Annotated in this window: 14 protein-coding genes and 1 tRNA gene; 2 read left to right on the plus strand and 13 right to left on the minus strand. The window is 59.3% G+C overall.

Annotated features, from left to right (window positions below; genetic code table 11):
- Positions 1-16: 16 nt before the first annotated feature.
- From ccmI to ccmA, 9 genes are all read right to left on the minus strand, one after another.
- Positions 17-1,231: a c-type cytochrome biogenesis protein CcmI gene (ccmI, locus tag ACJ8PI_RS12980; protein ID WP_033653727.1), complete on the minus strand. Its 1,215-nt coding sequence runs from the start codon at positions 1,229-1,231 to the stop codon at positions 17-19.
- A complete protein-coding gene (locus ACJ8PI_RS12985; protein WP_033648088.1) occupies positions 1,231-1,698 on the minus strand; it encodes a cytochrome c-type biogenesis protein in 468 nt (155 codons plus the stop codon). Before ACJ8PI_RS12985 ends, ccmI begins: the two co-directional genes overlap by 1 nt.
- Positions 1,695-2,246 (minus strand): DsbE family thiol:disulfide interchange protein, encoded by a 552-nt coding sequence (locus ACJ8PI_RS12990; RefSeq protein WP_015378623.1) that lies wholly within the window; start codon positions 2,244-2,246, stop codon positions 1,695-1,697. Before ACJ8PI_RS12990 ends, ACJ8PI_RS12985 begins: the two co-directional genes overlap by 4 nt.
- Positions 2,243-4,213: a heme lyase CcmF/NrfE family subunit gene (locus ACJ8PI_RS12995; RefSeq protein ID WP_164134488.1), complete on the minus strand. Its 1,971-nt coding sequence runs from the start codon at positions 4,211-4,213 to the stop codon at positions 2,243-2,245. Before ACJ8PI_RS12995 ends, ACJ8PI_RS12990 begins: the two co-directional genes overlap by 4 nt.
- Entirely contained in the window at positions 4,210-4,704 is a 495-nt protein-coding gene (gene ccmE, locus ACJ8PI_RS13000; protein ID WP_004936264.1) for a cytochrome c maturation protein CcmE, read from the minus strand. Before ccmE ends, ACJ8PI_RS12995 begins: the two co-directional genes overlap by 4 nt.
- Positions 4,701-4,937 (minus strand): heme exporter protein CcmD, encoded by a 237-nt coding sequence (gene ccmD, locus ACJ8PI_RS13005; RefSeq protein ID WP_004936267.1) that lies wholly within the window; start codon positions 4,935-4,937, stop codon positions 4,701-4,703. Before ccmD ends, ccmE begins: the two co-directional genes overlap by 4 nt.
- Positions 4,934-5,671 carry a heme ABC transporter permease gene (locus ACJ8PI_RS13010; protein ID WP_033653722.1) on the minus strand — a complete coding sequence of 246 codons (738 nt, stop codon included), beginning with the start codon at positions 5,669-5,671 and terminating at the stop codon, positions 4,934-4,936. Before ACJ8PI_RS13010 ends, ccmD begins: the two co-directional genes overlap by 4 nt.
- Before the next feature lie 119 nt (positions 5,672-5,790).
- Complete coding sequence (gene ccmB / locus ACJ8PI_RS13015) at positions 5,791-6,450, minus strand: heme exporter protein CcmB (RefSeq protein ID WP_025303731.1); 660 nt, start codon at positions 6,448-6,450, stop codon at positions 5,791-5,793.
- On the minus strand, positions 6,450-7,082 hold the full coding sequence (gene ccmA / locus ACJ8PI_RS13020) for a cytochrome c biogenesis heme-transporting ATPase CcmA (RefSeq protein WP_033653721.1): 633 nt from the start codon (positions 7,080-7,082) through the stop codon (positions 6,450-6,452). The genes ccmB and ccmA overlap by 1 nt, the downstream gene beginning before the upstream one ends.
- Before the next feature lie 220 nt (positions 7,083-7,302).
- Here ccmA and ACJ8PI_RS13025 point away from each other — a divergent pair, with 220 nt between their 5' ends.
- Complete coding sequence (locus ACJ8PI_RS13025; protein WP_033648092.1) at positions 7,303-8,229, plus strand: formate/nitrite transporter family protein; 927 nt, start codon at positions 7,303-7,305, stop codon at positions 8,227-8,229.
- A gap of 129 nt (positions 8,230-8,358) precedes the next feature.
- Positions 8,359-8,433, plus strand: a tRNA-Arg gene (locus ACJ8PI_RS13030).
- Positions 8,434-8,527: 94 nt separating this feature from the next.
- Here ACJ8PI_RS13030 and ACJ8PI_RS13035 read toward each other — a convergent pair.
- The 4 genes from ACJ8PI_RS13035 to ACJ8PI_RS13050 form a co-directional block, all read right to left on the minus strand.
- Entirely contained in the window at positions 8,528-9,802 is a 1,275-nt protein-coding gene (locus ACJ8PI_RS13035) for a lactonase family protein (protein ID WP_239509786.1), read from the minus strand.
- A gap of 20 nt (positions 9,803-9,822) precedes the next feature.
- On the minus strand, positions 9,823-10,623 hold the full coding sequence (locus ACJ8PI_RS13040; RefSeq protein WP_033635401.1) for a helix-turn-helix domain-containing protein: 801 nt from the start codon (positions 10,621-10,623) through the stop codon (positions 9,823-9,825).
- A gap of 704 nt (positions 10,624-11,327) precedes the next feature.
- Positions 11,328-11,549, minus strand: a complete 222-nt coding sequence (locus ACJ8PI_RS13045) for a hypothetical protein (RefSeq protein WP_004936288.1) — start codon at positions 11,547-11,549, stop codon at positions 11,328-11,330.
- Position 11,550: 1 nt separating this feature from the next.
- Positions 11,551-12,522, minus strand: a complete 972-nt coding sequence (locus ACJ8PI_RS13050) for a hypothetical protein (RefSeq protein ID WP_041036124.1) — start codon at positions 12,520-12,522, stop codon at positions 11,551-11,553.
- Positions 12,523-12,576: the final 54 nt, after the last annotated feature.

Genomic DNA, 12,576 nt, shown 5'->3' on the forward strand with positions numbered 1-12,576 from the left:
AAAAACACGTTCGGTCTTATTTTTCAGTGACCTGCTTGTTTATCTGAACGCTAACCTGCTCTTTACCGCTGAATGTCTGCAGCGAGCTTTCGCCGAACCAGTCCCCCGGCTGCGGCGTGGCCAATCCGTCCTGTGAGAGGCGCACACGCACCTGCACCTGATGCTGCGCCGAGAGCAGACGCTCGGGCATCATGGCGTTGCCGTCATCCAGTGAGAAAGACAGCGGAAAACGGCTCAGCGGCAATTGTTTTACCGCCACCGGCACCGGGCTAACGCCGTCAGTGACCGAAATGACCAGCGTCCCCTGCGGCGGCAAGGCTTTCGCCGCCTGCGGTGACAGCGAAACGGTCACATTCAGTTTAACATTTTCTCCGCCTGCCTGGGCTTTTGCTTGTGCAATGCTGCGCTTTATCACTTCCGCGCGCGGATCGTTGGCCGGCAGCAGCTGCAGCATCACCTGCCAGGCGCCGATCGCCTGCTTGAAATCGCCCTGTTCGAAGGCATTGAACGCCAACAGGCTCAGCACCCGCGGATCGCCGTGGTTTTCCGCGATCATGCGCCGCAGCAGCTGCGTCGCCTGCTTGTTATCCTCCGGATCGTTGGAGCGCGTCAAGACCTCGGCATAGCCGAGCCGCACTTCCAGACTATTCGGATCCAATTGATAAGCATGAGCAAACGCCTGCGTGGCGGTGGTGGCGTTGTTCAACGCCATGCCGACGCGCCCCAGCATCATCCAGTCGTTGATGTTGCGATCGTCCTGCTGCAGCGCGGTGCGCAGCCCCAGCCCGAGGCGGGCGATCTCTTCCATGCTCAGCGGTTTGGCGCGCTCATTGGCAACGCGCTCGCGCAATTCCGGCATTTGCGCCTGCACCAGACGCCAGTCCAGCACCTGCGCCAATCCGCCGGTTTTCAGATAAAAGCCAACGGTCACCGCCAGCAATAACAGCACGCCCGGCACCAGCGCCCAACGATTGATCGGTTTCGCCTGCGCCGCTTGCTCGGCCGGGATGTCGTTCAACAGGTTCTGTTGCAGCTCTTTCACCAGCTCCGGACGCTCGGCCACCACGCCCTGCTGCTCGTCCTGCTCCAGCTCGCTGAGACGATCCTGATAAAAAGCCTTGTTCAACGCATCGCGCGTGGCGGCGCTCTGCTTGCCGTGGCGCATTGCCGGCACCACCAGCAACGCGGCGGCGCCGGCCAGCAACACGCAAATAATCAGCCAAAAAGCCATTAGGGTTTCTTCCTGTCAGTCTCTTGCAACAGCGCCGCCAGGCGCTGCCGTTCCCGTTCGGAGAATGCATCGTCCACCGCCGCGTCGGGCCGGCGCCGAGCGCGCAGGATCACCACCGCCCCGCCGATCAGCACGAACAGCAGCGGGCCGATCCACAAGATCAGCGTCGCCGGCGTCACCGGCGGCTCGTAGGTGACGAAATTGCCGTAGCGCGCCACCATGTAATCGATGATCTGCTGCTTGCTTTGCCCCTGCATCATCAGCTCGTACACCTTGGTGCGCATGTCGGCGGCGATAATGGCGTTGGAATCGGCAATGCTGTTGTTTTGACATTTCGGGCAGCGCAGCTGTTCGGTCAACTCGCGATACTGCTGCTCCTGCTCGACGGAGTTGAAGCGATAGGTATCGATCGCCGCGGCGGCGCTCCAGCTCAGCAGCGCGGCGCACAGCAGGACAATCAGCCTCATGCCTCACCTCCGTACTTTTTATACAGCGGCAGCACTTCCTGCTGCCAGACGCGCTCATTCATGTCACCGGCGTGGCGATAGCGAATAATCCCCTGGCCGTCGATGAGAAAGGTCTCCGGCGCGCCGTACACCCCGAGATCCAACCCCAGCATGCCGTCGCCGTCGTACAGGCTGAGGGCGTAGGGATTGCCGAGGGAATTCAGCCAGGTCACCGCCTTGGCGCGATCGTCTTTGTAGTTCAGGCCGACCACCCGCACGCCGCGCGCCGCCAGCGTGTTGAGATACTGGTGTTCCGCGCGGCAGGTCGGGCACCAGGTGGCCCAGACGTTGAGCAATATCGGCTTGCCGTCGCGCAGCACCGCCTGATCGTAGGTTTTGCCGGGCTGATCCAGCGATTCCAGCCTGAAGGTCGGCACCGGTTTGCCGATCAGCGCCGATTCCAGCATGGTCGGATCTTCGCCGCCGGCGTTGCGCGTCAGCTGCACCATCAGCGCCGCCACCAGCAGCAGGAAGAGTACCAACGGGATAAACAGCAGCTTGCGCTTCATGGTTGCGTCTCCAGCTTGCCTTCGCGCTTGAGTTTTTTGCTCATGCGGTAACGCGGGTCGAGGATGCACAGCAGGCCGCCGATCGCCATAAAGACGCCGCCGAACCAGATCCAGCGCACAAAGGGTTTGTAATACAGGCGCACCGCCCAGGAACCGTCCTCCAGCTCCTCGCCCAGCGCCGCATACAGATCGCGGCTGAAACCGCCGTCGATCGCCGCCTCGGTCATCATGCTGCGCGCCACGCTGTAATAGCGTTTCTCCGCGCGCAGCGTCGCCTCCGGCTTGCCGTTGCGCGTGACGTCGATGATGCCGACGCCGCCGCTGTAGTTCGGGCCGCGAATGTCGTGCACGTCGCGGAACACGAAGTGATAGTTGTGGATATCCACGCTGTCGCCGGCCTTCATCCGCACGTCGCGCTCCACGCTGTAGTTCTGGCTGAAGGTGATGCCGATCACCGTCACCGCCACGCCGAGGTGGCCGAGCACCATGCCCCAGTGGCTGCGGGACAGCTGCCGCAGGCCGCGCCAGAAACCGTGACGGTGGGTGGCACGCTCATGCAGTTCCATCAGCGTCAGAATGATCACCCACAGCGCCATGATCAGGCCCACCACCGTCATGCTGGCGATACTGTCCTGCAGCAGCCACGGCAGCAGAATCGACAGCGCCAGCGTCGCCAACAGCGCCACGCTGAGGCGGCGCCACAGCTTGCTCGGCTCATCGCGGCGCCAGCGCACCAGCGGGCCGATGCCCAACAGCAGCGCCAACGGCGCCATCAGCCAGGTGAACATGGTGTTGAAGAACGGCTCGCCGATCGAGATGCTGCCCAGTCCCAGCTGTTTGTGCACCAGCGGCAGCAGCGTGCCCAACAGCACCACCAGCATGGCGGCGATCAGCAGCACGTTGTTGCCCAGCAGGAAGGTCTCGCGCGAGAAGGTCTCGTGCTGCACCCGGCTTCGCACCTGGCCGCCCTTGACCGCGTACAGCAGCAGCGAACCGCCGATCACGATCACCAGATAGGCGAGGATAAACATGCCGCGCGCCGGATCGGAGGCGAAGGAGTGCACCGAGACCAGCACGCCGGAACGCACCAGGAAGGTGCCCAGCAGGCACAGCGAAAAGGCGGTGATCGCCAGCAGCACCGTCCAGGCTTTGAAGGTGCCGCGTTTTTCGGTCACCGCCAGCGAATGCATCAGCGCAGTGCCGGCCAACCACGGCATAAAGGAGGCGTTTTCCACCGGATCCCAGAACCACCAGCCGCCCCAGCCCAGCTCATAGTAGGCCCAGGCCGACCCCAGCACGATGCCCAGCGTGAGGAACACCCAGGCGGCGGTGGTCCACGGGCGCGACCAGCGCGCCCAGGCGGTGTCGAGCCGGCCGGCCATCAGCGAGGCGATGGCGAACGCGAAGGCGACCGAGAAGCCGACATAGCCCATATACAGCAGCGGCGGGTGGAAGATCAGGCCGATATCCTGCAGCAGCGGGTTGAGATCGCTGCCGTCGATCGGGAAATTCGGCAGCGTGCGGGTGAACGGATTGGAGGTCATGATGATGAACAGCAGGAAACCGGCGGTGATCATCCCCATCACCGACAGCACCCGCGCCACCGCATCCTGCGGCATCGCCCGGCTGCACAACGCCACCGCCAGCGACCAGCAGCTCAGCAGCAGCACCCACAGCAGCAGCGAACCTTCATGCGCCCCCCAGGTGGCGGCGATGCGGTAATACACCGGCAGTTGGGTATTGGAGTTGGTGGCCACGTAGGCGACGGTAAAATCGTTGACCACGAAGGCGTGCACCAGGCACAGGAACGCCAGCGCAATCGCGGCGAACATGCCGTAGGTCAGCGGCCGGGCCACCGCCATCATGCGGCTGTCCTGCCGCGCCGCGCCCCACTGCGGGTAAATGCTCAGCAGCAGCGCGATCGCCAGCGCCAGGCACAGCAGAAAACTGCCCAGTTCCGGCATCATGACTTGGCGCCCTCCGCCTGCGGCGCGTTATACGCTTCCGCCGGGCCTTTGTGGTTCTCTTTCATCGCGTCGGCCACTTCCGGCGGCGTGTATTTCTCGTCGTGTTTGGCCAGCACTTCGCGCGCGTTGACCACGTTGCCCTCACCCAGCACCCCCTGCGCCACCACGCCCTGCCCTTCGCGGAACAGGTCCGGCAGAATGCCGGTGTAGGTCACGCCGATCGCGCCGCGCGCGTCGTAAATCTTGAAGCTGACCTGCAGCGTATTGGGATCGCGTTTCACCGAGCCCGGCATCACCATGCCGCCGATGCGCAGCCGCTGGCCGACCTCGGGCTTCTCATGATTCTCGCCCTTGCCCTGCAAAATTTCACCCGGGGTATAGAACAGATCGATATTGGAGCGCAGCGCGTACAGCATCAGGGTCGCGGTCAGCGCGATGCCGATCAGCACAACGATCGCCAGATAAAGGCGGCTTTTACGACGTGGATTCACAATGATTTCTCCCGCGGTGCGGCGGATTTTTGTTTTGATTGTTGCGCATGGCGAATGCGCCGCTCGCGCGCCTGACGGCGGCCGATCTCGGCGAGCAGCTGGCGCCGTTGCCAGACGGTGTGCGCCACCAGCCCCAACAGCGAAATCAGCGTGGCGGCGACCGCCAGCCAGACATAGAAGGCGTAACCGCCCATGGCGAAAAACGCCGACCAGGAATCGAATGCGGCATTCATGACTGACGCTCCTTATTCACCAGCCCGGCGACCCACGGGCGCTGGCGTTCCTGGAACAGGATCAGATTGCGCAGGCGCATCAGCGTCAGCGTGACGAACAGCAGCAGGTAGCCGAGGATCGCCCAGCGCAGCGGGGTGCGCATACTGGGCGCGATGGACTGCTGCATGTTGGTCGAGCCCTGATGCAGCGTATTCCACCATTCGACCGAGAAATGGATGATCGGGATATTCACCACACCCACCAGCACCAGAATCCCGGCGGCGCGGCCCGCCAGGCGGCGGTCTTCGAAGGCGTTGTACAGCGCGATGACGCCCATATAGAGGAACAGCAGCACCAGCTCGGAGGTCAGACGCGCATCCCACACCCACCAGGTGCCCCACATCGGCTTGCCCCAGGCGGAGCCGGTCACCAGCGCGATAAAGGTGAACACCGCGCCGATCGGCGCCATCGCCGCCACCACGGTATCGGACATTTTCATCTGCCACACCAGGCCGATAAACGCCGCCACCGCCATCGAGGCGTAGATGCCCATCGACCACATGGCCGCCGGCACGTGAATATAAATGATGCGGAAGCTGTCGCCCTGCTGATAATCCTTCGGCGCGAAACCAAAGCCCCATGCCCAGCCAAGCAGCAGGCAAGCCGCCGCCGCCAGCCCCAGCCAGGGGACAAAGCGGCCGCAGACGTGATACAGCCGTTCAGGCCGCGCCAGTTGATGTAACCATTTCCACATTGTCGTCAGTGCTCACGGTAATTTTTATGCGTCGGCCGCCCCGAGGGTTCGAAACGGCGAAAATCTTCTGCGGGGTACGCTCTTGTCGGCCTTGCCCGTCTGTTCATTCAATACGTTAGCTAGTGTACGCTCACTCGCAGCGCCGCCGCGGTGGCAAACGGCGCCAAAGTCACGCTGCCCGCCAGCATCGCGCCGAGTATCGCCAGGTAACCGTCGATCGGCATGCCCATCGAAGCGGCGTCGATCGCCCCGGTGGCGAAGATCAGCACCGGAATATACAGCGGCAGCACCAGCAGGCTGAGCAGCACGCCCCCTTTGCGCAGGCCGACCGTCAACCCCACGCCGATAGCGCCGATCAGGCTCAGCGTCGGCGTGCCGAGCAGCAGCGTCCCCGCCACCGCCAGCCAGGTCTGCATATCGAGCGACAGCAGCAGCGCCACCAGCGGCGACAGGATCAGCAGCGGCAGACCCGTCACGACCCAGTGAGCACACACTTTGCCCAGCACCGTCATCGGCAGCGGCGTCGGCAGCAGCAACAGCTGCTCCAGCGAGCCATCGAGGAAATCATCGCGAAACAGCCGCTCCAGCGACAGCAGCGAGGCCAGCAGCGCCGCCACCCACACGATGCCCGGCGCAATGCGCGCCAGCAGCTGCGGCTCCGGGCCAATCCCCAACGGGAACAGCGTGATCACTATCAGGAAAAACCACAGCGGGTTGACGATCTCCGAGCCTTTACGGCAGGCGATCTTCAGTTCGCGGCGCACCAGGGTCAAAAACATCACAAACTCCCCGCGTCGTGTTCCGCCAAACGAACTTTGCCCACCGTTTGGCCGACGCCGGCCAAATCCTGATGGGTGGTCAACAATACCATGCCGCCCCGCTGCGCATGTTGTTCAAAAAGGCTAATCAACTCGGCCACGCCCTGTTTGTCGATCGCCGTCAGCGGTTCATCGAGGATCCACAGCGGCGCCGCGCTGAGCCACAGCCGCGCCAGCGCCACGCGCCGCTGCTGCCCGGCGGAAAGCTGCGCCACCGGCAGATCTTCGTAACCCACCAGCCCCACCTGCTCCAGCGCGCGCCAGATGGCCTGATGCTCGGCCGCGCCGCGCACCGCCTGATAAAACTGCAGATTTTCGAAGGGCGTCAATACGGCTTTGATGCCGGGCTGATGGCCGATAAACAGCAAATCTTGCTGGTAATTCGCGCGATCGCGCAGCGTGTTGCGCCCGCGCCAGCACACCTCGCCGCCGTCCGGCCGCGCCAGGCCGGCGAGAATGCGCAGTAAACTGGTCTTGCCCGCGCCGTTCGGCCCTTCTACCTGAATGATATCGCCCGGCTGAACTGAAAAGCTTAGCTCGCTAAACAGGATGCGCTCATCGCGCACGCAACTCAGACTTTTGGCTTCCAGCATCGGGGAACTCATATTTTTCTTTGGGATAGCGAATCATAGCATAAGCCTTTCCCCGCACGCAGCCCGCGGCGGGCGCGCCGACGGGCCAATATGGCGAGCAGGATCAAGAATGCGTGGAAAAAATCGGCGGATTTTAACTCTTGTTACCTTTTTCTGTATTTCGCCGCATTTAACTACGCTTAATGACGTGAACTCACCCTTATGAAGCAGGAGCGACAGCATGAACGAACAGCGACGCCAGGAGCACGAGCCGGATGAGACGATGCAGGTAGAGAGCAAAGAACAGGAACAGGGCAAGCGCGAAATCGAAGTCAGGGAAGAAAATCTGCCGTCGCGCGCGGCGGCGGTGCATGAACAGATCCGGATGGAAGGCGAAAAAGAGCTGGAGCGCGACTGGCTGGCATTGCTGTGGTCGGCGATCGCCGCCGGGCTGTCGATGGGTGCCTCGCTGGCGGCAAAGGGCATTTTCCACGCCCGCCTGCCGGACGATCCCAGCCGCTTTTTCATCGAGAACCTCGGCTACACCTTCGGTTTCATCATTGTCATCATGGCGCGCCAGCAGCTGTTTACCGAAAATACCGTCACGGCGGTATTGCCAATCATGCATAAACCCACGCCGCGCAACCTGCTGATCCTGCTGCGCCTGTGGGGCGTGGTGCTGCTCGGCAACCTGATCGGCACCGGGCTGGCGGCGCTGGCGTTTACCCATATGCCGCTGTTCGACGCCGAGACGCGCGGCGCCTTCATCAGCCTGGGCGAAGAGGTGATGCGCCATACGCCGGGAGAAATGTTCGCCAACGGCATCCTGGCCGGCTGGATCATCGCCACCATGGTGTGGATGTTCCCGGCCGCCGGCGCGGCGAAAATCTGGGTGATCGTACTGATGACCTACCTGGTGGCGATTTGCGATCTGACCCATATCGTGGTCGGTTCGGTCGAGATCCTCTATCTGGCGTTCAACGGCGCGATTGAATGGCAAGAATTCATTTACCCGTTCGCCCTGCCGACGCTGGCGGGCAACATCATCGGCGGCACCTTTATCTTTGCGCTGATAAGCCACGCGCAGATCCGCAACGATTTGAGCGCCAAAAATCGGGCGGCGCGCCTGCAAGAGGAAAAACGGCGCCACGGCGGGGAAAAACCGTGATCGCCGTCGGTTAGCCGAGGAAATTTCGGCATGAACTGGCGAGGTATTGAGCAAACGCGCCGCTAAGCGCTTATTCTGCGGGTAAAAAAAGGTATAATGCCCCGGCAGCTTCGGTTGCCGGCCCGCAGCGTCCCCGTAGTTAAACGGATATAACAAGCCCCTCCTAAGGGCTAGTTACTGGTTCGATTCCAGTCGGGGACGCCATTCTTTCTTGTCCAGCCATTCCCCGTCATCTGCACCCGCAATCTGCCCTTTTCCCCCGTTCAGATTCGATTTCCCCCGAGCGTTATGATTGGCATTAATTAAAAAACTTAATATCCGTCGGAGTAGAAACCGTCGTCGCCTGCCCTCTGGCCTGCAACTCGCCCTTTTCATCATCGAAATCGAACAACATAACGGTATTGGTAAACACATTCGTCACATAGAGATGGTTACCGCCGGCATCGAAAGCGAGCGCACGCGGTTCAATACCGCCGGCTTCATAGCGCGTTGGCACATCTGGCAGCCCATCCTCGCCAATTTTTAATACCAGCAGGTGGTTATCGGCACCGCGATTGGTGGCAATAAGATATCTGCCGCTCGGGCTGAGGATTATTGCCCCACCGCTTTTCGCCTCCGCTGAATCCTGCCCGCCGTTCAGTTTCACCTTCCCTTGCCGCGTCAATCGATGGTCGCTGACGGCAAACACCTCGATTTCACTCGCCATTTCAGTGATGACGTAGGCGTATTCCCCTTCTGGCGAGAACGCCATGTGCCGTGGGCCGGCGCCGGGTGCGAAGGCGACATCGCGCGAAGCATCCGCTTGCAAAGGCTGCGCGTTGCCCGAGCGATAGCGGTAGGCGCGCAGCTTGTCCCCGCCGAGATCCGCCGTGTACAGATATTGGCCATCGCGGCTGAAGGTGGTGGAGTGCGCATGGCCCCCTTCCTGGCGCCCCTGCACGACGCCGGAGCCGGGCGTGAACGGAAAATGCTGCACCCGTTCCCCCAGTTTGCCGTCGCCGCCAATCGGTAATACCGTCACCCCCGCGCCGCCTTTGGCGACGGAGTAGTTGGCGACAAACAGAAACTTGCCATCCGGGCTGAGGGTGGCATGCGTCGGCTGCCGGCCCGCGCTGCTCACCGTATTCAGCACCCGCACGGCGCCGTCTTTGTCTATCGCCAAGGCAGTGACCGTTCCCGCGTTCTCCTCATTGGTGACATAGGCGAAACGGCCATCGCGAGATTTTACGATCCATGACGGGCTTTTCATTTTAATCACGTCGAGCAGCGTTAATGTGCCGTCGCCATTAACCGCCAGACGATAGAGGCCTTCACTGGGGTGCGCCGGTTTTTGCACCGCAGGCGCATCCGGAATATGGGTCCAGGTGCCGACTAACGCTATTTGCTGATGCTCCCGATTATTTGCCATCGCATTTCCTGAAAACATGAAAAGAGTTAATGCCAACGCGAATTGAATGGTCTGTCTGGCTAAACCGGCCACGCTCGATCCGCCAGACACAGACAATGTCAAAGGTAGCATACGGCGCGCATAATGACGCTTATTCATCGAATCGGGGGATTTCTCTATACTCATGATATTTCCTTTTCTCAACGCTACGCTACAGGAATAAGTATATCGACATTGACGACGCGACTGTGTAAATGCTCATGTCTATATAGTTCGATAAAAAAACTTTCTCTCACCTTGACATTGATAGCCGGCAGATAGGCGTCATAGATATCTGCAAAAAAATCAATGTACTCAGACAACTCCCCCATAAAGGGGATGACAATATATTTCCCTCTGGGTATGTAGAAATTGAAGATAGAATGAAAAACCTCTTGCTCCTTACCGTTTGAATGCCATTTTCCCGCTCTGTTGTTTTCCGCACGATAAGCCTTCCCATGCTTGCTTAACCATTTCTCATTAGTCTGCGTAATGTCACCGGCATCTCTGTATTTCCTTATGGAATGGAAGATCAATGCCTTGTACTGCTTTAACAGCTCGATATCATCCGGCATGACCGTGTGATAAAAATAGGGTTTCTTGTCAATGCCATACGGTGGGATCTGGGTGGAAAAATCCCATCCCCGGCTGTTCCTAAAGCTGTTGGGCGTTTCGCCAAAGAAACGTTTAAACGCCCGCGTGTAACATTGCTGAGAGGCAAAGCCCGATGCCAAGGCGACATCCAATATGTTCCCTTGATGTTGTTTAAGCAAGATTGCGGATCGGCTCAGTTTTCTGTTTCTGATATAAGTCCCTAACGTAATGCCAAAATAATGTTTAAACAGCCGCTGTAAATGCCATTTAGAGTAACCCGAGATAATAGACACTTTCTCAACGGAAAGTCCCTCTATAATATTCTTCTCCATATACTCTAACACCTGTAAAAGAATATCTTTTCGATAGTCCATGCGCGCTCCTTGCTTTTATAAAAATCGTGTCCTTTTCATTAAAATCGTTAACCAACCAAATCAAGTCATTAAGATTAATCCTAAAAAAAATCACCCTGACAACGCCATTTTTACGGCATGGGAAAAGTCATCATATAAATAACTGAAAATGATCATGTTATATAAATACGCTTGCGAAAAACACGTGAATAAAAAATGTGCCACGCAAAGTGCATCCATTAAAGATGCATTTGCCCCGCCGTGGCAAATCACACTTTATGTTAATTGTTTTATCTTAAAGTGTTTTTTTGCGTCCCAATTGCATGACCAAATAGGAATTTCATCATTGCAAATTAAAATGCATTTTATAATCAGGCTGACTGATAAAACTTATTGAGACTAATAAATAAAATCATGAGCAGCGTTTGAAAAGAAGATAGGGACAGGCTCATTTTCTGAACATCGGACCAGAAAATCACAGATAGTAATAGGGAGCTTCTTTTATCTTTTTCCTGCGCTGAGAAGAACCGATGTTTTAACACATCTTGCTCGATGCCCTATTTTACCCTCCACGCCAATTGGGGCGCTACTTTGCCCACCGTGAACCGCCGGCCCTCCAACGTAAAAGCCTCATGCCGACTCGCACCGTGCGTTGTTGCCAGAATAGCCTGATTGCCCAGTAAAAAGCCCAGCCTATAAGGCCGGGCCTTTCATTAACGGCCTGATTAATCAGCCAGGTTGTCGATCTCTGCAGATCTGTGCTTGCGCAACAGATACAGCAGCAAAGATACCCGCCGCTCGGTGCGTTCCGGGGTATCCGGCGGCAGGTTGTAGCGCAGGGTGTAGCGCTCGTTATTCTCGTTGCAAAAATCGATGACGAGCACGGGCGCAGAGGCCCCCGCTACTTTTCGATAATTCAGCGAGATGCACGACAGGTTTTTTTTCATCTCAACTTACCGCGACAGTGCGGCGTGTTGATTCGGCAATCCGCCCCACGCCGGCGCTCAGCGCGGCGCCCAACAGCAGCATCAACAGCGAACCCCAAGCGGCGCGCGACAGCTGTTTGGCCGCTTCGTCGGCCGCTTCACGCGCTTTCTGCTCGGCCTCGGCCTTGAGTTTTTCCACTTTCTGCACCGCCTGCTGGTAAGCCTGAGCATAGTTATCGACGATTTGGCTCGCTTCATCGCGGCTTTTGCCGGTGCGCGCCGCAACGATATTCACCAGCGCATCCTTGTCGGCGGCGCTCAACGTCGGCTCACCGGACTGCTTGACGCGGTCGAACCACTGCTTGAGCTCGGAGGCGGCCTGCGCCGGATCGGCAGCCGCGTCCATGGCCGATTGCTTGCCGTCGGCGGTCGCCCTATCGGCCTTCTGTTCCAACCGAGCCGGATCCAGTTCCGGCTTGCCGGTCTGCTTGAGCGTGGCGTTCAACTGGTTTTCCAGGCTTCCCCAGTCAAGGCTGATGCCCTTTTTATCCAGCTGTTGCTTGAGGCCTTCGCCCACGTTTGGCGCCGCCGCCGCCAGGCCGCTGCCCGCCAGCGAAAGCCCTTTGCCCACCGCGCTGCCCGCCAGCCCCACCACGCCACTCGCCAGTGAAACCACCAGCCAAGTGGTCAGCAAGGTGGTGATCGCCCAGCTCAGCAGGCCATGCAAGCCGCCGCGGTTCGGTGCGGTGCGGCCGGCGACGAACGCGCCTGCGGCCAGCGACGCCAGCGTTGAAACCAGCAGCCAGATCCCGGTGCCAGTGCCAAAGCCGCTCAGCGGGTTACCCTTTTGCATCATATCCACGGCCTGGGCGCCGATAGCCGTGCCCAGCACGCTGAAGATCAGATAAGTCACCAGCGCCACGGCACTCCCGGCCAATATCGAGCCCCATGACACCTGAAACGCAAAGCGATTTGATTCATAGACAGTGGTCATCGTTGTTCCTTATATTTTCTGGACAAGTGATTGCACGCACGGCGGATAACCGCG

The organism is Serratia sp. CY82433 (assembly GCF_052166535.1).
Classification (GTDB): Bacteria; Pseudomonadota; Gammaproteobacteria; order Enterobacterales; family Enterobacteriaceae; genus Serratia; species Serratia sarumanii.